We start from the raw sequence: 25,742 nt of genomic DNA on the forward strand, positions 1-25,742 counted from the left end.
AAAGGTGGACTGTCTGCCTGATTATCAGGTTCGCTCGCTGCGTTTTTTTGCTTTTGGGATAATGTTAAACGCCCGGCCCGGCGTTCCTTCCTGCATTACTAGCGCCATCTACCGTTAGAGTAGGCTATCTCCAGCCTTAACGGTTCAGACTCGTCCTGTAACGTCGCTTCCAAAGACAACGCCAGCGTCTGATGATGGGCATCTTTTACACTGACTTTCAGCATGTTGATGCTCGGTTCATAACGTAAAATAGCAGCGCGAAGCTCACGGCAAAACCAGTTGAGAACCCGTTTGTCACCCACATTCACCTCGTGCCATTCCGGCATACCCTGAGTGAGCAGCGGCGGTAATGTCTCGCCACCTGCCACAACGCAAGAGTTGAATAAACACATTAACTTGCGGCGTACCAATTCATGTGGGCTTATCCCCTCAACCAAGAGCCTGTCGAATAGCGCGACCGGAATGGCTGGTGTCATCATCATTTCCCTATCTGGCCCATCGCCAGATCCCATACTGACGTTCTGGACTCCTGTTGAGCGCTGTCTGATTTCTCGGCAGTGATTTGCCATTTGATTTTCGTGAAGTTCAGCGACATCGTTTCCACCGGCTTACCGCCGGCGCCGCCGCTAACACTGAGTTGTGATATCAGCACGTTTGTCAGGGTATAAACGATAAGCGACCGCATTTTGCCGTCGTCATTGCGGCACAACGTCAGCACTGCGGTTCTAATTAGCCTCCCGCTACAGCAGTACTCATTGAGCACAGGCGTGGCGAGGTCGACAAATTTGGTGAGCGACATTTCACCAACATGCGCACGCCCGGAAGTCCGCTCAGTGAGGCTAACATCGTTATTTACCTGCATTGCCACATTGTGGCTATAAGACATGATCTCTATCTGATCTTCAAAGCCTTCAATCTGGCTTTCGCCTTTGATATTGTCGAGCTTTAAAAAAATCGCATCCATGATTTATCTCCTTGTTGATCAGGTGGCAGTTCCGCAGCCAGACGAATACCGGCGGCCAACGCTTGTGACTCTTATTAAAAGCGCAACTACCAAAAAACACAGCGTGAAAAGCGCCAGGTTTGCAGGGATTTTGCCAACGTTTACCCACGTCTGATGAACGTTATTCCACTGGTTGCAATGCAATAGAGGGTTTTGGCCCGCTGTGGCCAAATACAATTGAGGTTATACTGAACGCTCTCTGCCATATTCAATCCCTTTTATCGCAAAGTATCCCTGGTGCCGGTATCACAGCGTCATTATTCAAAAATTGACATTTCAGAATAATAATCAGTTATATATAAAAAACACATCAAAAAGCAAATATCAACTTAATTTTTACTTATTTAATAAAAAAATACAAATTGATTTATATCAATTAACACATATAAAAACATTAAAAATCAAAGCGTTAAATAAAAATCAATCACTATGAAAATTTTATTTTTCTTAATACTCACATTATAAATGTTATTTGCTTATTTTCCTGTAAACACTAAAAAATGATTTAAATCAAAAAAACAAACTATTCTCGTTGATTAACGTTTTGACCGAAATAAAAAAGATTTTATACGTCCCGGGATAATCTCCCTTTCTGATGGACAATATGCATTAACAAGCGGGCAAACAGGTAACTTCTGCCCGGGTAATCCGTTACCCGACTGATATTAACATTGTCATGAGGTGATATCATTTGCCTGGCCAGCCATAATCATCCGGAACCGGCGCTACGCCACGAACATCAGGACGGAGCATTTTTTGTCGATCCTCTTCGTCATCCACCCAGACACTGGCTATCTCTTCACAGGTTGCAAACCATACGCCATCATGCCCTTTAATATGTTCAATCAAACGTGACAACATCATCATATGATGCCCATGACCGATTATCTGCGGATGAAGAGCCATCGCATATAAACCGTTTTCCTGATGGTTATAAGCATAGGTAAAAATATCCTTCCAGCGTCGCAGAACACCGTCAGTATCGCTCATCCCCTCCTGGTTACCGGTATACGCCAGTGCGGGAAAATCATCCAGATACCAGCTAACAGGAATTTCCAGAATCGCGCTGGCCGGGCCTGCGATATTTCCCGTTTCCCAATTCACCTGCCAACGTTGAGGATGGTAAGGCACAAGATCTCTCGCCATCAGGCTACTGTCATAGAGAAAACCGGCTTCCTCCAGAAGATCCAGCGTATTCTCGCTATAATCCCAATAGGGAGAACGGTATCCCACAGGGCGTATGCCGAAATGTCTTTTATAACAGGCGAACGCCAGATCCATAAGTCGGCGTTCTGTATCACGATTCACCAGAGTCGGATTTTCATGATAGTAGCCATGGTGAGCGATTTCATGCCCGGCATCAAAAATTGCTTTACTGATTTCCGGGAAGGTGTCTACAGTGTGTCCGGGAATAAAAAAGGTGGTTTTGATATTATTTTCTTTGAACAATTTCAGAAGCCTTGGTACGCCAACTTGTGCACCAAACTCTCCTCGTGACATAAAGGATGGCGATGGTCGATTAAATCCGCCCAGCCATAAAGACTGAGCATCTACATCGACACCAAGATTGACCGCAATCCTTTTACCCTCAGGTAATTTTAAATATCCCATAACGACCTCCAGCTAATACATAGAAGGGACACATTCTGTTATTTAATGTGTGATGGCCAGATATTATATATGCCTGCTTTTCTGCGTCTGTCCTTGAACGTTGTTGCTGCCCCCCCAAGTCTATTTTCATATAGAACATCGAGGTTAATTTCTCCTGAAATGACATCCTCTTGATTGACGTGCGCCTCTGCGATAATACCTTGTGGATTTTTCCACACGACATCACAGGGGCTTAAAATTGAACTTCGGGCCCAGCAGCCTGGCAGTGGCCCGCCCGGGTTTCCGCCCAGGCAACAGTGAACAAGATAAATTTGATTTTCAATACAACGTGCATGGCAACAATGCCTGACTCGCCAAAATCCCTGTTCAGTAAACGTAGCGGAAGGCGTTAAAATTAACTCTACACCCTGTTCCGCCAGCGTCGCGGCACACTCCGGTATTTCTGCTTCATAACAAATATTAAAACCCACCCTTGCAAATGGCAGTTGAAAAACAGCCATTTTATCGCCTTCCTGAGTATACCAACCCCGTTCAGCCGGGAAGATATGCGACTTACTGTGAGCATAATGTTCGCCATCGGGTCCCCATATATGCGCAACATTCTCATAGCGATCTGCTCCGGTCTGCTCCAGATGAGAGCCAGCAATAATGAACTGTCCTCTTTCTTTCGCTTCCTGTTGAAAAAGCTGCTTATAGGCATCCGTGAACTGATCAATTAAAGTAAGGTGTGAAATGGGTCTTTCTTGCCATTTTTTCAATAATGTAAATAACTCAATGGTAAATAGCTCCGGGAAGATAACGACATCAGCCCCCTGACTTTTATTAAGAAGTATCCTTACCTTTGTTATGAAATCTTCAAAAGTGTTTATTTCGGTAACAATATACTGACAGGCTGAAACAGTAAAATTACGTGACATCGTGATATCCCCGGCATGAAATTTAAACTTAAATTAACGTATAGAGCATGGAGAATATTAGGGAGTGGACATTACGACATCAGGTTATTTTTTGTGAAGCTGCGCAAAATATATGGAGAAAAGAGTAGAAGCATTGAACCTTTATTTACATAAAGGGGACTTTATCGATGATCGCAGCGAGACAGAGAGTCGATAAAAATCCAGGCGAAAAACAATAACCCTTACCACAATATTATTTTCAGCATCTGAAAATAATCAGGCAAACTAAATGATAACGCGCTGGTATAAAACCAACGCGTATTTTTACCGATAAGGGTAATGAAGACGGCCACCCGAAGGTGGCCGTTAGAACCCGGTAGCGCTTCGCTTATCAGGCCAGTGAAACCGAGACAGCTTTAGCGGTGAGACGCCAGCGGCTGTTCCGTCATTGGCGGGTGGTGCTTTTCTGGATCTTTAATCAGTACCCACAGGATGATGGCGCCGATAATATCGAACAGACTGAGTGCAATGAAGAACGGGCCGTAACCGATAATAGCGACCAATGCCCCCATAAACAGGTTGAAGCTTAACTGTCCCATCCATGCCGCAGATCCTGCCAGACCGGCAACCGTCGCGACCTCATTTTTCTTGAACAGGTCAGCGCTCATGGTAATCACGACGGTAGACAGCGTCTGGTGCGCAAAACCGCCAATACTCATCAATGCAATGGCGACATACGGGTTAGTCGTAATGCTGACAAAACCGATCGAAATCATCAAAACAGCGCCGATGGTAAAGCTACAACGACGCGCATTGATCGTGGTCATGTGCATCTTTTCCATGAAGAACTTCGCCAGGAAACCGCCTGCAACGCAGCCAAAGTCCGCCGCCAGGAACGGCAGCCAGGCAAACATGGCGATCTCTTTTAACGGCAGATGCATCACGTTAATCAGATACAGCGGCATCCAGAAACTCAGCGTTCCCCATGCCGGGTCAGCCAGAAAACGGGTAATCGCCAACGCCCAGAAGTTACGCTTTTTAACGATCTCTTTAACGGCCGGTTTTTTATTATCGTCCTGGAGATAGCTTTCCTGGCCGTCTTCGATATAACGCAGCTCTTTGTGGGTGATCCACGGGTGTTTATTTGGCGAGTTATAAATCAGGAACCAGGTGATGGCGAACAGCACGCCGATCCCACCGGTAATCACAAACGCCATTTCAGTACCGATGCCGCTATCAGCAAAGGTCAGCATCGCCCAGACCACCAGCGGCGGCGCCAGCATCGCGCCAATTGAAGTACCGATATTAAACAGGCCCCCCGCAATACCGCGTTCTTTCGTCGGGAACCATTCGGCGCTGGCTTTAATCCCGGCCGGAATCGCTGACGCTTCGGTTAGCCCCATCAGACCACGCAGAAATGCCAGACTTATCCAGCCGCCGGCCAGCGCGTGCGCCATGTTAATCAGCGACCATAACAAGGCAAAGATAAAGAAGCCGATTTTCAGTCCGATGACATCCATCAAATAGCCGGTGATCGGCTGCGCAATGGTGTAACAAAGCTGGAAGGCGCTCACCACCCAGGAATATTGTTGCTCATCAAAATGGAGTTCTTTCATCATCGCTGGCGCCGCAACGCTAAGCGAGCTACGGGACAGGTAGTTTACGATGGTCCCTACGCAGACCAGGCCGATAATCCACCATCTTAATTTTGTCATCTTCATGATAAAGCCTCGTTAAAAAACATTAGCTCCGCGCCGTCTGACCTGTAGCGGGAAAACTGAAATCACAAAATTGGTTGACCAATCAATATTTTCTCATCCGGACCGGTCAAAATCTGGCGGCAACTCCCGCCCTTAATATTCTTGAAATAAATACATCAACTCATTTCAAGTTGAATGGTGAATGCTTTTCACCCAGCAAAAATTGACACAGATCAAATAAATAAAATTGGCAGACCGTGAATGATGATATTTGTGATTTGGTTAGCCAATTTAGACAATAAGGTTGACATGAGAAAAATTTTGGTTGAATTTAGGGGGCAGAACGGGTTTACAAAGCACGTTTCGATGTTGGCTGGCAATGGGTCAACCACGAAGACGTTATCGCAAGAAGAGGAAACGAGATATGAAACAAACCTGGCGCTGGTACGGACCTAACGACCCGGTAACGCTGTCAGATGTACGCCAGGCTGGCGCAACCGGCGTGGTAACGGCGTTACACCATATCCCGAATGGAGAAATTTGGTCGGTAGACGAGATCCAGAAACGTAAAGCTATCGTTGAAGAGGCGGGTCTGGAGTGGTCTGTGGTAGAGAGCGTACCTATCCACGAAGATATCAAAACCCACACCGGTCAGTACGATTTATGGATCAAAAACTACCAGCAAACGCTGCGTAACCTGGCGCAATGCGGTATCTATACGGTTTGCTATAACTTTATGCCGGTACTGGACTGGACACGTACGGATCTGGAATACGTATTACCGGATGGTTCCAAAGCGTTGCGTTTTGACCAGATTGAATTCGCCGCGTTCGAACTGCATATCCTGAAGCGTCCGGGAGCAGAAGCCGACTATACGGCAGAAGAGATTGCTCAGGCAGAGCGGCGTTTCGCCACCATGAGCGAGGAAGACAAAGCACGTCTGACCCGCAACATTATTGCCGGTTTACCTGGCGCGGAAGAAGGCTATACGCTGGATCAGTTCCGTCAACACCTGGCGACGTATAAAGATATCGATAAAGCAAAACTGCGTGAACATTTTGCCTATTTCCTGAAAGCCATTATTCCGGTTGCCGACGAGGTTGGCGTGCGTATGGCCGTTCACCCTGACGATCCGCCGCGCCCTATTCTCGGCCTGCCGCGCATTGTCTCTACCATTGAAGACATGCAATGGATGGTGGAAACCGTTAATAGCATGGCGAACGGCTTCACCATGTGTACCGGATCTTACGGCGTGCGCGCCGACAACGATCTGGTTGATATGATCAAACAGTTTGGTCCGCGCATCTACTTTACGCATCTGCGCTCTACGCTGCGCGAAGAGAATCCGAAGACCTTCCACGAGGCCGCCCATTTGCACGGCGATGTGGATATGTATGAAGTCGTTAAAGCGATTGTGGAAGAAGAGCACCGTCGTAAAGCCGAAGGTAGCGACGATCTGATCCCAATGCGCCCGGACCACGGTCATCAGATGCTGGACGATCTGAAGAAGAAAACGAATCCGGGTTATTCCGCCATTGGCCGTCTGAAAGGGCTTGCGGAAGTCCGCGGCGTCGAACTGGCTATCCAGCGCGCTTTCTTTAGCAAATAACCTTCTTTCGCATGGCGCGACGCGTCATGCGATTTCCCCTACTCAATGCAATAGCAACATGCCTCGCCCCGGAGATCGCGGGCGAAGACGTCGAATGACAGGAGTTTGCAATGGAACAGAATATCGCCACCGCCCAGGTTTCCGTCGCCCGCCCAAACTGGGACAAATCACGTCTGGTATCCCGTATTGTGCATCTGGGCTGCGGGGCGTTTCACCGCGCGCACCAGGCGCTCTTTACCCATCATCTACTGGAAAAGAGCGACAGCGACTGGGGCATTTGTGAAGTGAACCTGATGCCGGGTAACGACGCGCGGCTGATCGCGAACCTGAAAGCGCAAAATCTGCTGTACACCGTTGCAGAACGCGGCGCAGAAAGCACCGAACTGAAAATTATCGGTTCAATGAAAGAAGCGCTACACCCTGAATTCGACGGTCATGCAGGGATTCTGGCGGCAATGGCGCGCCCGGAAACCGCCATCGTCTCCTTAACCGTGACCGAAAAAGGCTACTGCACCGACCCCGCCAGCGGCGAGCTTGATGTCAATAACCCGCTGATCCAAAACGATCTTGCCCATCCACAGCAGCCTAAATCCGCCATTGGCTATATTGTCGAAGCGCTAAACATGCGCCGGGAGCAAGGACTGAAAGCTTTTACCGTGCTGTCGTGCGATAACGTGCGCGAGAATGGTCACGTCGCGAAGGCTGCCGTCCTCGGCCTGGCAAAAGCTCGCGATGCCGCCCTCGCCGCATGGATTGCCGACAATGTGACCTTCCCCTGCACCATGGTTGACCGCATTGTTCCGGCAGCGACCGAAGAGACGCTACAACTGGTTGCCGACCAGTTAGGCGTTTATGATCCCTGCGCTATCGCCTGCGAACCCTTCCGCCAGTGGGTCATCGAAGATAACTTTGTGAATGGTCGCCCGGACTGGGATACCGTCGGCGCGCAATTCGTTGCAGATGTCGTACCGTTTGAGATGATGAAGCTGCGTATGCTTAACGGCAGTCACTCTTTCCTCGCCTATCTGGGTTATCTCGGCGGGTATGACACTATCGCCGATACTATGACTAACCCGGCTTACCGTCGCGCGGCGCTGGCGCTGATGCTTGATGAACAAGCGCCGACGTTGTCAATGCCGGAAGGCACCGATCTGGAAGGGTATGCGAATTTGTTGATTGCGCGTTTCACTAACCCCTCGTTGAAACACCGCACCTGGCAGATCGCGATGGATGGCAGTCAGAAACTGCCGCAGCGTTTGTTGGACCCGGTACGTCTGCACTTGCAACAGGGCGATGACTATCGCCGCCTGACGCTGGGCGTCGCCGGATGGATGCGTTATGTCGGCGGTGTCGATGAGCAAGGTAAAACCATTGATGTCGTCGATCCGCTGCTTGCACAGTATCAGGCGATTCATCAGCAATATCAGACGCCGGAAGAACGCGTTCGCGGGCTACTGGCCATCGAGTCTATCTTTGGCAACGACCTGCCGAAGAACCACGAATTTGTGCAAGCCGTTACCGACGCTTACCAACAGCTATTGCAGAATGGCGCGAAAGCCACGGTAGAAGCGCTGGCTAAGTAAGGAGATAAATCATGGCTACGTTTATGACTGAAGATTTTCTACTGAAAAACGACATTGCCCGCACGCTGTACCATAAATACGCCGCGCCCATGCCGATTTATGACTTCCACTGCCATTTAAGTCCGCAGGAAATCGCCGACGATCGCCGTTTCGATAACCTCGGTCAGATCTGGCTGGAAGGCGACCACTATAAATGGCGAGCGCTACGAAGCGCAGGCGTGGATGAGTCGCTGATCACCGGCAAAGAGACCAGCGATTATGAAAAATATATGGCCTGGGCCAATACCGTACCAAAAACTCTGGGTAATCCGCTGTATCACTGGACGCACCTTGAACTACGCCGTCCATTTGGCATTACAGGTACGCTGTTCGGACCGGATACCGCGGAAAGTATCTGGACGCAGTGTAATGAGAAACTGGCGACACCGGCCTTTTCCGCGCGTGGTATTATGCAGCAGATGAATGTGCGGATGGTCGGAACCACCGACGACCCGATAGATTCTCTGGAATATCACCGCCAGATAGCCGCCGACGACAGCATTGATATTGAAGTCGCGCCAAGCTGGCGCCCCGACAAAGTTTTCAAAATCGAACTGGACGGCTTTGTCGATTATCTGGGGAAACTGGAAGCGGCGGCAGATGTCAGCATTACCCGTTTCGACGATTTACGTCAGGCGCTCACTCGCCGTCTCGACCATTTCGCCGCCTGCGGCTGCCGCGCGTCCGATCATGGCATTGAAACGCTGCGATTTGCGCCGGTGCCCGACGACGCGCAGCTTGACGCCATTCTGGGCAAACGTCTGGCTGGCGAAACGTTGAGCGAACTTGAGATCGCCCAGTTTACCACGGCGGTGCTGGTCTGGCTGGGCCGTCAGTACGCCGCGCGCGGCTGGGTGATGCAGCTACATATTGGCGCGATCCGTAACAATAATACCCGTATGTTCCGCCTGCTGGGGCCGGATACCGGCTTTGACTCCATTGGCGATAATAACATTAGCTGGGCGCTCTCCCGTTTGCTCGACAGTATGGATGTGACCAATGAACTGCCCAAGACTATCCTCTATTGCCTGAACCCACGTGATAACGAAGTCCTGGCGACCATGATCGGTAACTTCCAGGGGCCGGGAATTGCCGGAAAAGTACAGTTTGGTTCCGGCTGGTGGTTTAACGATCAGAAAGACGGGATGCTGCGCCAACTGGAGCAACTGTCGCAAATGGGACTGTTAAGTCAGTTTGTCGGGATGCTGACCGACTCCCGCAGTTTCCTTTCTTATACGCGACATGAATATTTCCGTCGTATTCTCTGTAACCTGCTGGGACAGTGGGCGCAGGACGGAGAGATTCCTGATGATGAAGCGATGCTAAGCCGTATGGTTCAGGATATCTGCTTCAATAATGCCCAGCGTTATTTCACGATTAAATAATCGCTATTAATCTGTGAGCACAGGTTTCAGGTATTTCGAGGAGCAGGAAGGCGGTAAGAGAGTGAGAAATTTAGCAGTAACGCACTTTTCCAGCCAAAGTCTGGCCGCCGATAAAAAGCAAAGAGGTTGCTGATTAATCCCGAATCACTTACTAAAGTAAGTGATTCGGGTAAACAAACACAGCCATCTTCTGCGTCATGCTTTTTTTCTCTGTCCGGAATAACTCCAGTGCAGAAAGTGTGATACATCAGTCCTGTTGATGATGGCTCCTGTTGGTTATACGGTAATAACTCATGACTTCACAGTGTGGTTTCTTTTAATAAATCGACAGCCAGCATTTCCAGCTGGTTAACCACCTCATGACTGGAACGCTCCATTCTGTCGAGTTCTTGCGACATCGCATTCATATCGCCTGCGGTAAAATAGTTCAGCGCAGAGTGACCAGCGCTATGCACCTCTTTATGCGGCGCTTCCAGACTACGGAAACTGTAGTAATTGCTAAACTGCTGCCCTTCAAAACCGTAGTACCATTTCCCCAGCCGACACTGATCGTGCATCGTTATTTTGCTGTTTATGTCTTTATTTAAGAGTAATTTGTAGACTTCCATTTTCCAGATAACATGGTCAACTTTAACAATATTCAAAAACTGCACCGTAGAGATGTACTGCATGACCGATTTCATGCTCAGCGATTTATCGATGACGATGCCAATAGACTCCACAATTTGATTTATGTTAGTCGTAATATTATCAATAACCGGCTGTTGGTTATCCAGCACCTCACTCACTCTGGCCGTATTATCTTTGATTACAGAGGTTAACGTACTGACGCTTTTCGAACTGTGTTTAACATCTTCGGACAGGTTTTTCACTTCTTTCGAAATAACGCTAAAACCACGCCCGGCATCCCCTACGCGCGCGGCCTCGATCGCGGAGTTAATCGCTATCAAATTGGTCTGGTTAGCGATCTTCTGTATCTCTTTAATACACGCATTAATTTGCGTTAAGGAGGTATTTAAGTCGCCCATACGACAGCCAATATCCGATGAAGTCGTGCCAATTTCGGTGATAAATTCCACGAGCGATTTTAATGAACTTCTGGCTTTATCATTCTGTTCGTTAAGTTCATTAATGCGTTCTTTTTCAATGTTGAGCTGCTCACAGGACTTAATGATGGCATTACGAATGATATCGATCGTCGAGATCCCCATCAGAATTTTTTGACACAGTATCCGCTCATAAGGCTCAGGAGTATCCACCACCACGTCAGACGCATTAGCGCCAGATTCTGCTGCTGGCGGCGGTATTTTTACAACATTATTATTCCAGTGGCGCAAGCCTAATACTTTTTTAAACATATACCATTCTCCTTATTATATGTGGACATCCTGATCTATGCCTGGATAAAGTATTATCAACTCATGCTAACATAATGAAAAATCGGCTGTCATCTGCCATAACCATACGCTCACCAGAATAAGACAAAACGTCCACCAAACTTAAATAATTACAAGGTAAACTATTCAACAATACCATTAATAGTCATGATGGAAGTCGCTTCGCTTTATACGGAAATATTATTTACAAGGCTGACAACAATAGCTGAATAATAATTAACTGCATTTACTTAGGTGTAGCTATATCTCGCCACGAAGATTGCAGACAGGGTTTAAACGCAAACTTTTGCAATAGAAAAATAACCTAACGTAAACTTTTTATATGACCAATAATATCATTTGGACTCATCAATATATTATGCTGTCCGTTTACCAGCCAAACAGGCATGACCTAAATCCAAAGGAATGGGGGCAGCGTAACCAGCCGCAAAAAGTATCGAGTAGTCGAAAATCAGGAAACGGATGCGCCAACGCGGCGAGCGTCACCGCCTGCGTCAGAAAAGTTAAGAATAATTTGTGATATTATTTCTCATATGTTACCAGTAAATGGCAGGCTGATAGCCGTTCGCTGGTAAACACAACAGGCGGGATATCGGCACCCACGCCGATATCCCGACGAGAATGACCCCGTTACGCTTTGATGACGATTAACGGTTCAATATCGCTCTCTTTTTTAATGACTAATGAATCATCGCCGCGCAGGCACGTACCGCCGTAGTTACCGCCCACGGTAAACGTACAGACCTGAATATACTTCCCGGCGACCTTCGGCAGGCACCACAACTGCTGATAGATATTTTTCTGCGTGGCGAACTTGCCGCTGGTTTTATCCAGGAGCTCTTCCTGATGGCTCACCAAATCAATATTACTACCGCAACGTCCGGCAATCGGTTTTACCGCATAGCCGGTCTGCACCAGCTCATCGTTAACGGTAAAATCCGTGTCGAGCAAATAGCGATGATGCGGGAAGAGCGACCACAGGATGGGCAGGATCGCTTTGTTACCCGGGATCACCGTCCACAGCGGTTCAAACACCAACACTTCCGGGCGCAGTAATACATCAATCAGCCGGACTTCATTTTCCGGGTGCCCGGTACGAATAGGCACTGCGGCATACTCCGTCTCGCTGACTTCGCGTATCTGCTCCATCGCCGTTTCCCACGCCCAGGTTTTCCAGACACAATTCACCAGCCGTCCGTCGCCATCGATCAACTGCCCGGCGTCATCCCAGCGCAACTCGCCCAGCCCGCGGAGAATTTTGCTCGCGAAACCGGCCTGATGCAGCGCCTGCTGCATAAACTGCGCGTGATAGTCCTCCTCGATATCATCATCCTGCATGATATGGACGAAAGGACGCGCTTTACTGTGTTTCCAGGCGCCTGCCAGCTCGTTAATTAAGCCCTCCGCCGGGTTATGCCCTTTACCGGTATAGCCCTGCTCAGCCCATTTTTCGAGAATTAATCCCGCTTCGGTATGGCATGATGCGGAATCGGCATTGTATTCATAGACTTTCAGCCCGCGTTCATCCATGCAGAAATCCATACGACCGGTGATCATATGGTGACGACGGCGCTGCCAGGAGAGACGCAGGCGCGGCCAAAGAATTTTGGGGATATCGAATAGCGCCAGCAGATTATCGTCTTTTAAAACTTTGTCCGTGGCGTGCAGGTACATCAAATGCAACTCATTGGTCGCTTTGATAAGCTCCTGTTCAGCGCTCTCGGTGATGGTAAAATACTGGTACGGGTCCTGATTGATAACGTGTCCGTTCGCCTGTACATAGGCTTTTTGTAACGGATCGCGCTCATCCAGCCACTGACCGTCAAACTGACCTTTCTCTGGCAGTCTTGCGCCACGAATCGCCAGCGACTGATTCGCGATGTCAGGCTGTGACAAACTGTATTGCGTGTCGTCGGTCTGGATCATCCAGCCTAAAATCGTCGTGTCATCAAAGGTGTCGCGCAGGGTGTAACACCCGTTTTCTACGACCATTTCCAGTTCGCGAGTCCACTGCTGCCCTGGAGGCAATGGCGTGTGGATAACGTTTTGCTCAGCAATACGAATTTTGTTATCCAGGAGTTGGGTGATAATCGCGACGTGCCCGGTTTCGTTAAACTCGCCACCCTTTTGCCAGATGAGCAGCGCCCCGGCCTCCGGCGCGCGCGGCGAACCGTTCGGGAAGGCCTGCAAAGGTAAAATATTGTCATTCACGACCTCGCGCAGAAAACGCAGCGAGAAGATCTCCCAGGCCATGCCGACGTCAGTAAAAACAACGCCATAATTCAGAAAGAGAAAACGGCGGGCAAATTCCACGCACTGCCATTTATGCCCCATGTATTCATCGTCGATGTAGCTACGAAAAGCTGCGTCGTCGTCCCACGGATCGAGGGAATTGTAATCTGAAGAGTAGATCGCTACGCCGCCGGGGGCGTAACCCAATAATGTCCCGAAGGGGGCATCCTGACTGGTGGTTCCTTTGCTCATGCACTTACCTCAAAACAAGACCGCCTGAGCAGCCTGGCGTGATTTCGCTCTGATTGTCTGCTCTGTGACACTAACCGGACAGAGGTCGACATAATCATACACCTCAATAAGGCACACTGAGGCCAGAAGGTTAAAATTTCACTCGCCGGAATGTCCCAATAGGTTAAATGTCCGGTTAGCAAGCTGCTACACTGCTTCAACACCACCACTGTGAAGGCAGGTCAATATGGCAGATAATACTTATCAACCCGCAAAAGTCTGGACGTGGGATAAATCCGGCGGCGGCGCGTTCGCTAACATTAATCGCCCGGTTTCCGGCCCGACGCACGACAAAACGCTGCCCGTCGGCAAACATCCGTTACAGCTTTATTCGCTGGGGACGCCTAACGGCCAGAAAGTGACCATTATGCTGGAAGAGCTCCTGGCGCTGGGCGTGACCGGCGCCGAATATGACGCCTGGTTGATTCGCATCGGCGAGGGCGATCAGTTCTCCAGCGGCTTTGTTGACATCAATCCGAACTCAAAAATTCCGGCGCTGCGCGATAACTCACACAACCCGCCGATTCGGGTTTTTGAGTCGGGCGCAATTCTTGTTTATCTGGCGGATAAGTTTGGCCATTTCCTGCCGCAGGATCTGGCTAAGCGCACAGAAACCCTTAACTGGTTGTTCTGGCTACAGGGCGCGGCGCCGTTCCTCGGCGGCGGTTTCGGTCACTTCTATCATTATGCGCCGGTAAAAATTGAGTACGCCATTAATCGCTTCACCATGGAAGCCAAACGTCTGCTGGACGTGCTGGATAAGCAGTTAGCTCACCACCCGTATGTCGCGGGAGAAGAGTACACTATTGCCGATATGGCCATCTGGCCGTGGTTCGGCAACGTGGTGCTGGGGAATGTCTATGATGCAGCGGAGTTTCTGGATGCCGGAAGTTATCAAAACGTACAACGCTGGGCGAAGCAGGTAGCCGAACGTCCGGCGGTAAAGCGGGGGCGCATTGTCAACCGGACCAACGGCCCATTGAACGAACAGCTTCACGAACGCCATGACGCCAGCGACTTCGAAAACAATACCGAAGATAAACGTCAAAGTTAAACCATGATGCCGGATGAGGTAGTAATGTCGTCATCCGGCATGGTATTCCCTGCTGACGCTTCGCTTATCAGTTCTGCGAGTGTGTCATATTCGGCGCTTCACTAAACCCATGTTGCATGAGAATCAACCTCGCCCGTGCTGACAGTAAAAAGTCGGCAAGCGTTTTTCCCTGCTCGCTCAGGCAGGCAAAGCCATATTCAGCCACGGGATTATAAGGTTCCGGGATATCAACCACTCGCAGCGAATTAACCTGCCGTAGCTAGGGAGCATAGCTGGCATAGCCGATAAAGATATCGGTGTAATCATGATTGATGAGCCATTCCGCTGCCAGCCGGCCCGCCGGTAACGGCAAAGTCTGCCTGCCGCCAACCAGCGCTACCGCGCGTTTTCGGACCGCTTCGCCCTCCTTGCCCATCCGCGAAAAAAGCTGCTGCGTATAATCGCCGGAAGGATCGCAACCTGCTGTTGAGGTGCCGATCCGCAGATCCCGCCGGGTTAATAGCGACAGCCAGTCCTCGCCTTCACGCATCGCCTGTGCCCGCACGCTCAGACACAAACGGTTCGTCGTAAAAGGCGCGACCCGCAGCGCCCGCCCGCTTTCCAGCAGCGCCTGCGGATGCGCCAGGTTCGCCGAAGCAAAAAAGTCGCACGCTTCGCCCGCTTCGATGCGTTCACGTAACAGCCCCGCCGGACCGAAATCACATACCGCATCCGCCTGAAACGCCGTCATTAGCTGCGGCCAGACGACGCGCAAGCTCCCCGCAGCCAGTATTCGCATCACTGTACGCCCTGATAGTCAGTACGGTAAAAACGTTGATACCAGTCGTTAGCGGCCTTTTGCATGTCAATATCGTGGAATTTTTCCGGATAGAGTTTTTTCGCCATCCATAGTTCGCCGATTCCCACCGCCTCCGGCATCGGATATCCCCAGGCTTTGGCATAATCCGGCATCAGGTAAACCCGATGATGCTTCACCGCGTCAATGACCTGCCACTGGGGATTGTGCAGGATCTCATTGACGACCTTTGGATAGCGATTCTGGACAAAGATCACCTGCGGATCCCAGGCGATCACCTGCTCCATTGTCACCTGCTTAAAGCCTTTCACCGAGGATGCCGCTACATTCAGCGCCCCCGCATGGGCCATCATCAGACCGGTATATTTACCGGAACCGTAGGTGGTCAGCTCCGGATTCGCCATATAGGCGCGAACCCGCTCATTTTCAGGAACCGACTGCAAACGGTCGCTGACCATCTTGCGACCTTTATCCATCGCCTCAATCAGCGCTTTCGCCTCTTGCGGTTTATTGACGATATCGCCAATCAGCGTTATTCCTTCACGCAGCCCGCGATTATAAGCCTGCTCTTCATCGGCCAGGGTCGGGTTCATTTTAGCCTGCTCGCCAGCAATATCATGGCGCAGCGAAATCGCCACTACCGGAATGCCAAGACGGCTGATCTTGTCGATCATCTCCTGCGGAGCGTAATTCGTGACAAACACCACCTGCGGGCGCAGCGCCACCAGTTTTTCAGGATCAACGTGCGTTAGATCGCCCAGCGAGGCTTTTTGCGCCAGTTCCGGCGCCAGACGCGCATAGCCGTCGCCTAATTGCTGTTTCCAGTTCGCCATGACCCCAACGATTTTGTCAGTGGCATTCATCTGTACAAGGAGATTGAGCGTTTGATGCTGGAGCACCACCACTCTGTCGACGGTGTCCGGAACCGTGACCTGGCGGCCAATTTGATCGGTAAAAGTACGCGCCGCCTGTGACATTAACGGCCAGCAAAAAAGCAACGCCAGCAGAGAGAGCTGGCGCAAAAATTTATTCATAGGTTTCGCCCCATAATCGATATATAAATAATTATATAACGATTATAGAGCGATATAATAGAGGTGATTAAGGGATCACGCGCTGGTTATGTCGTACTCCATGCGGCGCAGCGCATCTAACGTGGCTTTCGCTTCGTCTTCGTCAATGATGCTCATCGCAAAACCAACGTGTACCAATACCCATTGCCCTATCAGATCGGCTGGCTTACCTTCACAAATCAGAGCAATATTGACATCACGTTTGATGCCACACACTTCCACCTGCGCAAGCTGGTGAATATCATCTCCGACGGCCAGCACCTGACCGGGGACGCCAATACACATAATTAACCACCTGAAATAAAATGCGGGTTATTCGACCTCAATACTTTTTACTTTCAACGAATCGCCGGTATCCACCCGCAGGCGATCGCCATGACAATGCGGACATTGCGCGTCATGCCTGAGAATTTCCACCACCTGACTGCAATCCCAGCACCAGGCCTGGGCCGGTCTGTAGTCGATGTGCAATTCGCACCCTTGCGCTAAAGTCCCCTGGCAGGCGATGTCAAAGCTGAAACGAACCGCGCGCTCTTCAACGCACGAAAGCGCGCCTATCTCCAGCCATACGCCGGTGACGCGCGCCACGCCGTGCTGTTCTGCCTGCTGCTGAATAATTTCAACGGCGCTTTGGCAAAGAGACAGCTCATGCATTCTCACAGCTCCGACGGCCAAACAGCAACGCACGCCGGCTTGTCTGCGGCGCATCAGGATTGCTTACCGGCAGGGATAACAGCATCCGCGCGCAGTCATCCGCCAGCCGGACGCCCTCTTCCGGCGACAGGCTACGGGAAAGCGGCGACATCAACGAGCAGGCAAGATATTGCGAAACGCCTTCCAGTTCGCCAACGGTAAAGGTCATCGTGCCATAAGGCAGTTGCAGACCGAGTTTTTCACCGACGGTACGCCCGGGCCAGATCTGGTCCGGGCCAGGGAGGATTAATGCGCTTAACATCCACGGCGTAATTACCGTGCCCGTCCATTGTCCTTCAAACAACGTAAAATCAGAGACATGCACAGGCATAGTCGGATGCAGAAACGAAAGATCGTGCATCGAACGATGGGCTATCTCTTCAAATGCCGCCTGAACCCGGGCGACGGGCGCCGTGTCGAATCCGGAAAACGTTTCAGACATGCGCCGTCTCCTTAGGAATTGCTTCGACGCCGGACTCACGCAGCGCAGCAAGAACCTGCTCAAGCGCAGGTTCAATCATCGCTTCTACGGTTGGCGTTAAGCCGATGTGCGGTTCCAGCGACTGTGGAATAACGCCGACCAGGGTCAGTTTCTTCGGAAACTCGCCGGTAAAGCGGAGGGCCGACAATACGTCGGCCAGTCCAAGCTGATGGGGGGAGATTTTGTTGGTGAACAGCGCCGGAACTTCATCGTCGCGCAGTACCATAATGGTTCCCGGCGCGTTCTTTTTCGACACGATGGCGTCGGCAATGATCAAATGATCACGATTCGCCATATCGCCAAGAAGTTCCATTCCCGCCGTACCGCCATCCAGAATCTCAACGAAATCCGGCAGGGTGTATCGTTGCTCTAACGCTTCAACAATACGCACCCCGATGGCTTCATCGGTCAGCAAAATATTGCCGACCCCTAAGACTAATATCCGCATTACAAAACCTTCACCGAGACCACTTCATTGCCATCGGCGTCCACCACGTGTACCGCGCACGCCATGCAAGGGTCGAAGGAGTGGATGGTACGTACCACTTCCAGCGGCTTCGCCGGATCGGCGATCGGCGTACCGACCAGCGACTGTTCGTACGGCCCCACGTCATCGTTGAAGTTACGCGGACCTGAGTTCCAGGTCGATGGCACCACTGCCTGATAGTTACTGATAATACCGTCTTTAATCACCATCCAGTGAGACAGCATACCGCGCGGCGCCTCCAGGAAGCCCACGCCCTTGAACTCGCCCGTCGCCGGAATGTTCGGCTTCACAAACGTGGTGTAATCACCTTTGCCGATATTTACAATCAGCGCGTTGTATTGATCCTGCAATATGTTTTGCAGTTCACAACAGTGAACGGTACGCCCGATGATACGACCCAGCGTAGAGTGAAGTTGCGCCATTTCCAGCGTTTTGCCGGTCAGCTTCTGATAAAGCGCAATGATTTCATTGAGCTTGGTCTGGGTGGATTCACGACCTGCAGCCAGTTTACACAGCATGTTCGCCAGCGGCCCGACTTCGACGGTTTTGCCGTAGAATGTCGGCGACTTGACCCATGAGTATTTACCGTCATCCGACCAACCGTCGTAAGCCGGGATCGTAGTGCCTTCCCACGGCGCCTGCGGCGCTTCATCTTTGTACCAGGCGTGCTTCGCGCTCTCCTGAATACCTTTAATCAGGAACTCGTCGGAGTGAGAGGTGATCGGACGGTATGTCGACAGATCGGCATTGGTAATGTAACCGCCCGGGAACAGGAAACTGCCGTTTTTACCGTCGGTCGGGAATTCCGGCGCGCTCAGGTAGTTCACCGCGCCTTTGCCGCGCTCCAGCCATTCCGGATAGTAGGCCGCGATGACTGCGGTATCCACTTTATACACCTGCTCGACAAAATCGCTCAGCTTATCGATAAACGATTTGATGTACATCAGGCGTTCAAGGTTCAACGTACCGATACTGTCGAGATTGATCGGGTTCGCCACCCCACCGACCGCCAGGTTCTGGATATGCGGCGATTTACCGCCCAGCAACGCCACCACGCGGTTAGCGTCACGCTGACATTCCAGCGCCTGCAGATAGTGGGCGACCGCAATCAGGTTGACCTCCGGCGGTAACTGCATTGCCGGGTGCCCCCAGTAGCCATTGGCGAAAATACCTAACTGACCGCTGGCGACAAGATCCTTGATCTTGTTCTGAACTTTCGTGAACTCTTGCGCGCTGTTCAGGTGCCAGCTCGACACGCCATCCAGCATCGCAGAAGCTTTTTCCGGATCGGCTTTCAGCGCAGAGGTAATGTCCACCCAGTCCAGCGCAGAGAGCTGGTAGAAATGGACAATGTGGTCATGGGTGGTATGCGCCGCCAGAATAATATTACGGATATACTGCGCGTTGACGGGAACATCAATATTCAGCGCGCTTTCTGCCGCACGAACAGAAGAGATCGCGTGAGTTGTCGTACAAACGCCGCAAATACGCTGCACAATCATCCACGCATCGCGCGGATCGCGGTTCTTCACGATCTCTTCCATACCGCGCCACATGGTGCCGGACGCCCATGCTTTGGATACGACGCCGTTCTCAATTTCGCAATCAATGCGTAAATGACCCTCAATACGGGTTACCGGATCAATAGTAATTCTCTGGCTCATGCTTTGCTCGCCTCATGACGATTATGATCGTTTTGTTTTAAAGGAGGAAGTATCGGCAGTAGACGAATGAGTACGATGTATGCACAAATCTCAATAGCCACAAAACCAATAGAAATCAACAATTCTTCCCAGGTTGGGAAGTAGTGGTAGCCGCCACCCGGGTTGAATGCCACCAGCGAATAGGTCAGACGCCACGTCGCGCAGCCCAACAGCGCGCTCAGCGCCGACAGGTACAGCATACGAGAGTCATTACGCAGTTTCGCCACACGCAGCACCACTAACGGGAAGACCATCAGGACGACTTCAATCCAGAACATAGCGGAGTAAAAATCGCCGGCAAACGCATAGGACAGCTTGTCGCGATAAATCAGTTCGCCAAAACGCAGGACGACGAAAATCGCCAGCAGCACGCTGATGGTATTCGTCAGCTTAACAAACAAATTTTTCTCATCCGGACCGTTTCCTTTCAGGCCTGCCTGAACCAGCGACCCCTCAAATATGACAATGGAGAAGCCCATGATAAACGCGGTCAGAACCGAGAACAGCGGCAGCATTTCATAGCTTTGCCATAGCGGATGCACTTTATAGCCCGCCGAGATCATCAATGACCCCATTGAGGACTGGTGCATCGTCGGCAGCAGCGCGCCCAGCGCGATAATAAAGAACATCACCTTATTCAGACGCTTGAGCGACACTTTCCAGCCCAGACGTTCAAACAGGGCAGGCGCAAACTCCAGCGCCATCACGCCGATGTAGATGGTCATACAGACCGCCGTCTCAAACAGTACCGAGTTCACGTTGAAGTGACCTGGAATGTAGAAGTACGGCAGGTTCCAGTAACGACCGACGTCGATAGTGATCGACAGACCGCCCAGCGAGTAACCAAACAAGCTTGCCAGCAACGCCGGGCGCACCAACGGATGGTATTGCCCACGGTTAAAGACATATACCGCCCATGCCAACGCCCAACCGCCGCAGGCAAAGCCGGTGCCGATCAACAGGTCAAAGGCAATCCAGACGCCCCACGGGAAACCGCCGTTCAGGTCGGAAACGGAGCCCAACCCGAAGACCAGACGCTTCACGATAAGGAGCATACACAGGACGATTAACGGTCCAAAAATAATGACCGGTTTACTGATGATTTTTCCGCCCAGCGGTTTTGGATCATGACTCATGATCGTCTCCTCCATCGTGATGGTCGTTTTTGCTATTACGACGAACCAGCACGGTTAAGCCCGCCAGCGCAGCCAGGGGTAGTATCATGCCTTTATAAAGCGTGTGTTGAACATGCTCGGAGCGCGCTCCGGTTGAAAGGTCATCCAGCTTCGGCAGATCCAGATCTTCATAAGGAACGCCTGTCAGCACCAGCACCTGAGTACCACCGCCCTCTTTTTCACCGTAGAGGTGTGGGTAGTATTTAGGCACCGTATGCAGATAGGTGTCGTCCGTTTTCAACGTCTGGCGCGGATAGTGATATTCACTGCCTGGTTTGAGGGCCAGACGTTTTTTCGCTTCCGCCATCAGCTCTTCACGAGTACCGAAAATGACGGCCCCTGCCGGACAAACTTCCACACACCCAGGCAAACCGCCTTTATCCAGACGCTCAACGCCTTTCTGGTTACACAACTCACACTTGTGAAGCGCGCCAAACGGGTTGTTGTAGTCGTACTTAGGTACGTTATACGGGCAGGCAACCATACAGTAACGGCAGCCGGTGCAGACATCTTTGTCATAGTGGACGATGCCGGTTTTCGGATCTTTTTTCAGCGCCGACACCGGGCAAACGGAAACGCAGTTAGGATCGACGCAGTGCATACACTGTTTCTTGATGTAGGCATAGCCGTTCTCTTCCTGATCTTTGTTCACGCCCGTACCGCTACGCCATACCTGAATAATGTTATTGGTATACGGCGACAGCTTGTCGTTGTTCGACCAGGTCTGCTCCCCTTCCGGGTTACGCGCCGGGAAGTTGATATCCTGACACTTTGTGACGCAGGCCTGACAGCCCACGCACAGAGTGGAGTCATACAGCATACCCAGCGAACCTGGAATCGGCGGACGGTTTTCTGCAGCCGCATGGCTGACAGACGGCGCGGCGCCCAACAGCAATGCTCCACCGGAGGCTGCTTTAATAAAGTCACGTCTGTTCACGGTTATTCTCCCCGTGAGTCAGCGTTATCTTTCTTTTGCTGACGCCCCAGTTCACGTACCGCCATCACGCTGACGCCGGCAACCAGACCGACTACGCCGCCAAGCAGACCGACAGCGCCCGCAGAGATATTGCCGCCTTCTTTCATATTGACGTCAGGTTTCTCTGAACGCGGAGTTTGGTTTTCGACATGAGCAAGCTGGTGAATGCCCTTATGGAAGCCGATACCTTCTTCGTTACAGCCATAGCAAGGATGACCGATCGCCACTGGCCAGACGCCGCCAACGTCACAGAACTGTAACGTAGAACAGTTGCCCCAGGTTTCCGGCCCTTTACAGCCAAGATGGTAGAGACACCAGCCCTGACGGTGGCCTTCGTCGCCAAATTCTTTGGCAAAACGGCCTGCGTCGAAGTGTGGACGACGTTCGCAATGCTCATGAATCAGACGGCCATAGGCAAAGGTTGGACGATTTTTCGCATCCAGCTTCGGCGGCGTGCCGTAAGTGATGATATGCGCGACGGTCGCCAGGAAGTTATGCGGGTTTGGCGGACAACCTGGAATATTGATAACCGTTTTGCCCGGTAAGACTTCCTGCAGACTGACAGCGCCGGTTGGGTTTACGCCAGCCGCAGCAACGCCGCCCCATGCCGAGCAGGAACCGATAGCGATAATCGCGGCTGCGCCATCAGCGGCTTTGCGGATGTGATCCACGATCGGCTCGCCGGCAACCATGCAGTAGATACCGTTATCTTTTAGTGGGATAGAACCATCCACCACCAGAACATATTGCCCTTTATACTTCTCCAGAGCGTTATGTTTGTTTTCTTCGACCTGGTGACCGAATGCGGCGGAAAGTACCTCGTGGTATTCCAGAGAGATAGTCTCCAGAACGAGGTTTTCAACGGTTGGGTGTGTAGCACGAAGCAGTGATTCGGTACAACCGGTACACTCCTGAGCGCCAATCCAGATAACGGGCGGACGCTGTGGATTGGATACCGATTCTGCCATTTCTGCGGCGGCTTTGCTACTGAGCCCCATAGTAGCGGCCAGTGCTGCACAAAGCTTCATGAAATCACGACGGTTAATGCCGTGAGAAGTGATGAGAGTATTATCTCCAGTCATTTTATAGTTATTCCGTTACGAAGACCTGGCTTTTATTTTGCACTGTTCGCGAAGAAGTTATTGCGATCGGTACGCCATTTACCACACTTTTTTTATGGTTATGTGCGCCATAATACTTCGACGGAACAGTAAAACGAAGGGAAGAGGCGATAGTGTAATTAATTAAAGCAAGATAATACCCCTGTTGGATCAACCTTCGAGTCGATAACCGGCCATAAAGAAGCGAACCGCCATCCCGGAATGATTCTCTTTAAAGAAATCCATCACCATTTCTTTATCCAGACCATAGCGACGCGTTAGAATTCCGGCCTCCCACGCGCTAAGTTGACGATCGCCGGTCTTTTCGAACATACGGTGTGTAAAACCCAATACAAAGCCACGTTTATACTCAGAACAGAAATTCACCGCATGATGCGCGCTATATGCATATGGCGCGTGCAACCCAGCCATTAACCCTTTCCCAAAATGATTATTCATCTGACCTCCTTAGTCGCTATATAATAAATTATATAGCGACTAATTAAATGAAGGCCAGCGCATTACGCGCTTTTTTGCTTCACATCAGAAGGAAACCCATTCATCAGTAGACTGTGCGGGAGCCGACGCCATTCTCTGAACGCCAGGCGCCGCTTTCGCCGTTACGCGTTGTTGCGGCTCACTAGCGGAAAGCCGGAACTGCTGTACGGAGCGTTGCAAATCCTCCGTCTGCCGTTCCAGCGCCGCCGCCGCCGCGGAAACCTGCTCAACCAGCGCGGCGTTTTGTTGCGTAACGCTATCCATTTGCGTGATCGCCACGCCAACCTGAGAAATACCTTTACTCTGTTCTTCGGAGGCGGACGCGATCTGTTTCATAATCGTCGTCACTTCCGTGACGCCGCGCAGGATGGCGTCCATCGTCGCGCCGGTCTCCTGGACCAACTGCGCGCCCTGCGCTACGCGACGTACCGATTCGCCAATTAAGGCTTCAATTTCTTTCGCCGCCCCCGCGCTGCGGCTGGCCAGGTTACGTACCTCACCGGCGACCACCACGAAGCCGCGTCCCTGCTCGCCCGCTCTGGCCGCTTCTACCGCTGCGTTCAAGGCCAGAATATTGGTCTGGAAAGCAATACTATTAATTACGGTAGTAATTTCCGCGATCTGCTGCGAACTGGCGGAAATACCGTTCATTGTTTCTACCACATCGGAAACCAGTTCACCGCCTTTTCCTGCCGTTAGCGAGGCGGCATCCGCAAGCTGACTCGCCTGGCGAGCGTGTTCGGCGTTCATTTTCACCGTTGCGGTAAGCTGTTCCATGCTGGCGGCAGTTTCTTCCAGCGCGGCGGCCTGTTCTTCCGTTCGGGAAGAGAGATCGTTATTACCGGTAGAAATTTCCGTCGCGCCGCGCCAGATATTGTCGCTTCCGGCGCGGATCGTACTCACGGCTTCGCGTAAACTGTCCTGCATCGCGCGCAGTAGCGGCACCAACCGGCCTACGCAGTTACGCCCCAACGCTTCAATCGGCTGGCTAAGATCGCCTTGCGCGATACGCTGAAACTGCTGACGGATACGCTCCAGCGGTTTCACCATCATTGCAACCAGATAGCGATCGGTAAAAATCAGGATAGCAATGCCCAGAATCACCGCCGTGATAAGCAGGATGCGGATGGTATAGGTTTTACCATCGACCATCACACGTGTGTTATCCAGCATGGCGCCAGCTTCATGACTAAACCGTTCCGCGCTGGCGCCGAACGCGCGACTGAGTGCGGGCGTGACCGTACTGGCATGTTCGCTCCAGGCGGTCAGCGATCCTTGCTGCGCCAGTTGCATTTGAGGAACGACGCCTTTCTCCAGCAAGGCCTGCCAGTTGGACAAGACCTCCCTTGAGATATCAGGGTTCATCGGCCCTGGCGATAGCGCTTTCATCTCCTCCAGCTTCTGACGCATATTCTCGAGCGACTGCCGGGCGGGCGCAAAATCGGGCGTGCCGCCGCCGATTTTTACATCCATCGCGCGGCTAAGGCGGGTAACAAAGCGGAAATATTGATCGTTACCCTGGCTTAGCACCGTCATTTGCCGCACAAGATGCCGGTCAATATCATTTCCTTCCGAAACTTCGGATAAAGCATGGACGCTGTATAACCCCACCCCCGACCAGAGTAGACAAAAAAGTCCCAGTATCGTCAGCATGACCATACGAATAATAAAGTTTTGCAGCAAACGCATATGAATTTCCTTGCTGAATATAAGAGATTAGTCATCAGACGATGACGCACTCTCGTTATCGGCAAGGCGCGGAGAATATATAATGCATTCTCCATTTTTTTACAGTTATCGCCGTTCACGTACCCGCAGATGTTATATATCTGTGAACGCAGAGAAAATCTTTTAGTCTTATTACTGGGTAAATGAATAGATGTAGTAAAAATATTGCGTAAGGCTGCAGGAAGACGGTTATCCGCCGTTAAAGAAGCGCTGTTTTACAGCCGGGCTCAGC

General features: G+C 51.2%; 22 protein-coding genes and 1 pseudogene. 4 read left to right on the top strand and 19 right to left on the bottom strand.

Annotation, left to right across the window (positions count from 1 at the left end; genetic code table 11):
- Positions 1–98 precede the first annotated feature (98 nt).
- The 5 genes from iraD to ACFK9X_RS20150 form a co-directional block, all read right to left on the bottom strand.
- Positions 99–479 carry an anti-adapter protein IraD gene (gene iraD / locus ACFK9X_RS20130; protein WP_151117974.1) on the bottom strand — a complete coding sequence of 127 codons (381 nt, stop codon included), beginning with the start codon at positions 477–479 and terminating at the stop codon, positions 99–101.
- A complete protein-coding gene (locus ACFK9X_RS20135) occupies positions 479–964 on the bottom strand; it encodes an Hcp family type VI secretion system effector (RefSeq protein ID WP_079787274.1) in 486 nt (161 codons plus the stop codon). Before ACFK9X_RS20135 ends, iraD begins: the two co-directional genes overlap by 1 nt.
- Before the next feature lie 726 nt (positions 965–1,690).
- Positions 1,691–2,614 carry a polysaccharide deacetylase gene (locus ACFK9X_RS20140; protein WP_000540892.1) on the bottom strand — a complete coding sequence of 308 codons (924 nt, stop codon included), beginning with the start codon at positions 2,612–2,614 and terminating at the stop codon, positions 1,691–1,693.
- A gap of 38 nt (positions 2,615–2,652) precedes the next feature.
- On the bottom strand, positions 2,653–3,531 hold the full coding sequence (locus tag ACFK9X_RS20145) for a carbon-nitrogen hydrolase family protein (protein ID WP_023181548.1): 879 nt from the start codon (positions 3,529–3,531) through the stop codon (positions 2,653–2,655).
- A gap of 395 nt (positions 3,532–3,926) precedes the next feature.
- Positions 3,927–5,231: an MFS transporter gene (locus ACFK9X_RS20150; protein ID WP_000784371.1), complete on the bottom strand. Its 1,305-nt coding sequence runs from the start codon at positions 5,229–5,231 to the stop codon at positions 3,927–3,929.
- A 403-nt stretch (positions 5,232–5,634) separates the two neighbouring features.
- On the opposite strand from ACFK9X_RS20150, the gene uxuA reads away from it, so the two are divergent.
- The 3 genes from uxuA to uxaC all read left to right on the top strand — a co-directional run bounded on the left by uxuA (position 5,635) and on the right by uxaC (position 9,826).
- Positions 5,635–6,819, top strand: a complete 1,185-nt coding sequence (uxuA, locus tag ACFK9X_RS20155) for a mannonate dehydratase (RefSeq protein ID WP_000815487.1) — start codon at positions 5,635–5,637, stop codon at positions 6,817–6,819.
- A gap of 110 nt (positions 6,820–6,929) precedes the next feature.
- The gene (locus ACFK9X_RS20160; protein WP_000437132.1) at positions 6,930–8,402 is read left to right on the top strand and encodes a fructuronate reductase; all 1,473 of its coding nucleotides are present in this window, start codon (positions 6,930–6,932) and stop codon (positions 8,400–8,402) included.
- 11 nt (positions 8,403–8,413) lie between these two features.
- Entirely contained in the window at positions 8,414–9,826 is a 1,413-nt protein-coding gene (gene uxaC / locus ACFK9X_RS20165) for a glucuronate isomerase (RefSeq protein WP_000190180.1), read from the top strand.
- 299 nt (positions 9,827–10,125) lie between these two features.
- Here the strand turns inward: uxaC and ACFK9X_RS20170 are convergent, their stop codons facing one another.
- Complete coding sequence (locus tag ACFK9X_RS20170) at positions 10,126–11,184, bottom strand: methyl-accepting chemotaxis protein (protein ID WP_151117518.1); 1,059 nt, start codon at positions 11,182–11,184, stop codon at positions 10,126–10,128.
- A 669-nt stretch (positions 11,185–11,853) separates the two neighbouring features.
- A complete protein-coding gene (gss, locus tag ACFK9X_RS20175) occupies positions 11,854–13,707 on the bottom strand; it encodes a bifunctional glutathionylspermidine amidase/synthase (protein ID WP_050187064.1) in 1,854 nt (617 codons plus the stop codon).
- Between the two features lie 226 nt (positions 13,708–13,933).
- On the opposite strand from gss, the gene yghU reads away from it, so the two are divergent.
- Entirely contained in the window at positions 13,934–14,800 is an 867-nt protein-coding gene (gene yghU / locus ACFK9X_RS20180; RefSeq protein ID WP_000774853.1) for a glutathione-dependent disulfide-bond oxidoreductase, read from the top strand.
- A 67-nt stretch (positions 14,801–14,867) separates the two neighbouring features.
- Here yghU and ACFK9X_RS20185 read toward each other — a convergent pair.
- The 12 genes and pseudogenes from ACFK9X_RS20185 to ACFK9X_RS20240 all read right to left on the bottom strand — a co-directional run bounded on the left by ACFK9X_RS20185 (position 14,868) and on the right by ACFK9X_RS20240 (position 25,471).
- Positions 14,868–15,578, bottom strand: a pseudogene (locus ACFK9X_RS20185) (molybdate ABC transporter substrate-binding protein).
- Positions 15,578–16,630, bottom strand: a complete 1,053-nt coding sequence (locus ACFK9X_RS20190; RefSeq protein WP_001032007.1) for an ABC transporter substrate-binding protein — start codon at positions 16,628–16,630, stop codon at positions 15,578–15,580. The pseudogene ACFK9X_RS20185 and the gene ACFK9X_RS20190 overlap by 1 nt, the downstream one beginning before the upstream one ends.
- A gap of 75 nt (positions 16,631–16,705) precedes the next feature.
- Positions 16,706–16,954, bottom strand: a complete 249-nt coding sequence (gene hybG / locus ACFK9X_RS20195) for a hydrogenase maturation factor HybG (RefSeq protein WP_000334887.1) — start codon at positions 16,952–16,954, stop codon at positions 16,706–16,708.
- Between the two features lie 27 nt (positions 16,955–16,981).
- A complete protein-coding gene (hypA, locus tag ACFK9X_RS20200) occupies positions 16,982–17,323 on the bottom strand; it encodes a hydrogenase maturation nickel metallochaperone HypA (protein WP_000544945.1) in 342 nt (113 codons plus the stop codon).
- Positions 17,316–17,804 (bottom strand): hydrogenase-2 assembly chaperone, encoded by a 489-nt coding sequence (gene hybE / locus ACFK9X_RS20205; RefSeq protein ID WP_151117520.1) that lies wholly within the window; start codon positions 17,802–17,804, stop codon positions 17,316–17,318. Before hybE ends, hypA begins: the two co-directional genes overlap by 8 nt.
- Complete coding sequence (locus tag ACFK9X_RS20210; protein WP_001221960.1) at positions 17,797–18,291, bottom strand: HyaD/HybD family hydrogenase maturation endopeptidase; 495 nt, start codon at positions 18,289–18,291, stop codon at positions 17,797–17,799. Before ACFK9X_RS20210 ends, hybE begins: the two co-directional genes overlap by 8 nt.
- A complete protein-coding gene (gene hybC, locus ACFK9X_RS20215; protein ID WP_000083044.1) occupies positions 18,291–19,994 on the bottom strand; it encodes a hydrogenase 2 large subunit in 1,704 nt (567 codons plus the stop codon). The genes ACFK9X_RS20210 and hybC overlap by 1 nt, the downstream gene beginning before the upstream one ends.
- Complete coding sequence (gene hybB / locus ACFK9X_RS20220) at positions 19,991–21,169, bottom strand: Ni/Fe-hydrogenase cytochrome b subunit (RefSeq protein WP_000017678.1); 1,179 nt, start codon at positions 21,167–21,169, stop codon at positions 19,991–19,993. The genes hybC and hybB overlap by 4 nt, the downstream gene beginning before the upstream one ends.
- Complete coding sequence (hybA, locus tag ACFK9X_RS20225; RefSeq protein WP_001081721.1) at positions 21,159–22,145, bottom strand: hydrogenase 2 operon protein HybA; 987 nt, start codon at positions 22,143–22,145, stop codon at positions 21,159–21,161. The genes hybB and hybA overlap by 11 nt, the downstream gene beginning before the upstream one ends.
- A gap of 2 nt (positions 22,146–22,147) precedes the next feature.
- Complete coding sequence (gene hybO / locus ACFK9X_RS20230) at positions 22,148–23,266, bottom strand: hydrogenase 2 small subunit (RefSeq protein WP_000145429.1); 1,119 nt, start codon at positions 23,264–23,266, stop codon at positions 22,148–22,150.
- Between the two features lie 189 nt (positions 23,267–23,455).
- Positions 23,456–23,743 carry a DUF2623 family protein gene (locus ACFK9X_RS20235; protein WP_001059119.1) on the bottom strand — a complete coding sequence of 96 codons (288 nt, stop codon included), beginning with the start codon at positions 23,741–23,743 and terminating at the stop codon, positions 23,456–23,458.
- 84 nt (positions 23,744–23,827) lie between these two features.
- A complete protein-coding gene (locus ACFK9X_RS20240) occupies positions 23,828–25,471 on the bottom strand; it encodes a methyl-accepting chemotaxis protein (protein ID WP_151117522.1) in 1,644 nt (547 codons plus the stop codon).
- Between the last annotated feature and the right edge of the window lie 271 nt (positions 25,472–25,742).

This window comes from Salmonella sp. WC3 (assembly GCF_042932255.1).
GTDB lineage: Bacteria > Pseudomonadota > Gammaproteobacteria > Enterobacterales > Enterobacteriaceae > Salmonella > Salmonella enterica.

What these genes read in the sequence shown, in the direction of transcription:
- ACFK9X_RS20190 (WP_001032007.1), bottom strand. Translation starts at nt 16,630, where the DNA reads ATGAATAAATTTTTGCGCCAGCTCTCTCTGCTGGCGTTGCTTTTTTGC.
- hypA (WP_000544945.1), bottom strand. Translation starts at nt 17,323, where the DNA reads ATGCATGAGCTGTCTCTTTGCCAAAGCGCCGTTGAAATTATTCAGCAG.
- hybC (WP_000083044.1), bottom strand. Translation starts at nt 19,994, where the DNA reads ATGAGCCAGAGAATTACTATTGATCCGGTAACCCGTATTGAGGGTCAT.
- ACFK9X_RS20210 (WP_001221960.1), bottom strand. Translation starts at nt 18,291, where the DNA reads ATGCGGATATTAGTCTTAGGGGTCGGCAATATTTTGCTGACCGATGAA.
- uxuA (WP_000815487.1), top strand. Translation starts at nt 5,635, where the DNA reads ATGAAACAAACCTGGCGCTGGTACGGACCTAACGACCCGGTAACGCTG.
- ACFK9X_RS20150 (WP_000784371.1), bottom strand. Translation starts at nt 5,231, where the DNA reads ATGAAGATGACAAAATTAAGATGGTGGATTATCGGCCTGGTCTGCGTA.
- ACFK9X_RS20160 (WP_000437132.1), top strand. Translation starts at nt 6,930, where the DNA reads ATGGAACAGAATATCGCCACCGCCCAGGTTTCCGTCGCCCGCCCAAAC.
- ACFK9X_RS20135 (WP_079787274.1), bottom strand. Translation starts at nt 964, where the DNA reads ATGGATGCGATTTTTTTAAAGCTCGACAATATCAAAGGCGAAAGCCAG.
- ACFK9X_RS20145 (WP_023181548.1), bottom strand. Translation starts at nt 3,531, where the DNA reads ATGTCACGTAATTTTACTGTTTCAGCCTGTCAGTATATTGTTACCGAA.
- ACFK9X_RS20140 (WP_000540892.1), bottom strand. Translation starts at nt 2,614, where the DNA reads ATGGGATATTTAAAATTACCTGAGGGTAAAAGGATTGCGGTCAATCTT.
- hybG (WP_000334887.1), bottom strand. Translation starts at nt 16,954, where the DNA reads ATGTGTATTGGCGTCCCCGGTCAGGTGCTGGCCGTCGGAGATGATATT.
- gss (WP_050187064.1), bottom strand. Translation starts at nt 13,707, where the DNA reads ATGAGCAAAGGAACCACCAGTCAGGATGCCCCCTTCGGGACATTATTG.
- iraD (WP_151117974.1), bottom strand. Translation starts at nt 479, where the DNA reads ATGATGACACCAGCCATTCCGGTCGCGCTATTCGACAGGCTCTTGGTT.
- ACFK9X_RS20235 (WP_001059119.1), bottom strand. Translation starts at nt 23,743, where the DNA reads ATGAATAATCATTTTGGGAAAGGGTTAATGGCTGGGTTGCACGCGCCA.
- hybB (WP_000017678.1), bottom strand. Translation starts at nt 21,169, where the DNA reads ATGAGTCATGATCCAAAACCGCTGGGCGGAAAAATCATCAGTAAACCG.
- ACFK9X_RS20240 (WP_151117522.1), bottom strand. Translation starts at nt 25,471, where the DNA reads ATGCGTTTGCTGCAAAACTTTATTATTCGTATGGTCATGCTGACGATA.
- yghU (WP_000774853.1), top strand. Translation starts at nt 13,934, where the DNA reads ATGGCAGATAATACTTATCAACCCGCAAAAGTCTGGACGTGGGATAAA.
- hybO (WP_000145429.1), bottom strand. Translation starts at nt 23,266, where the DNA reads ATGACTGGAGATAATACTCTCATCACTTCTCACGGCATTAACCGTCGT.
- uxaC (WP_000190180.1), top strand. Translation starts at nt 8,414, where the DNA reads ATGGCTACGTTTATGACTGAAGATTTTCTACTGAAAAACGACATTGCC.
- ACFK9X_RS20170 (WP_151117518.1), bottom strand. Translation starts at nt 11,184, where the DNA reads ATGTTTAAAAAAGTATTAGGCTTGCGCCACTGGAATAATAATGTTGTA.
- hybE (WP_151117520.1), bottom strand. Translation starts at nt 17,804, where the DNA reads ATGTCTGAAACGTTTTCCGGATTCGACACGGCGCCCGTCGCCCGGGTT.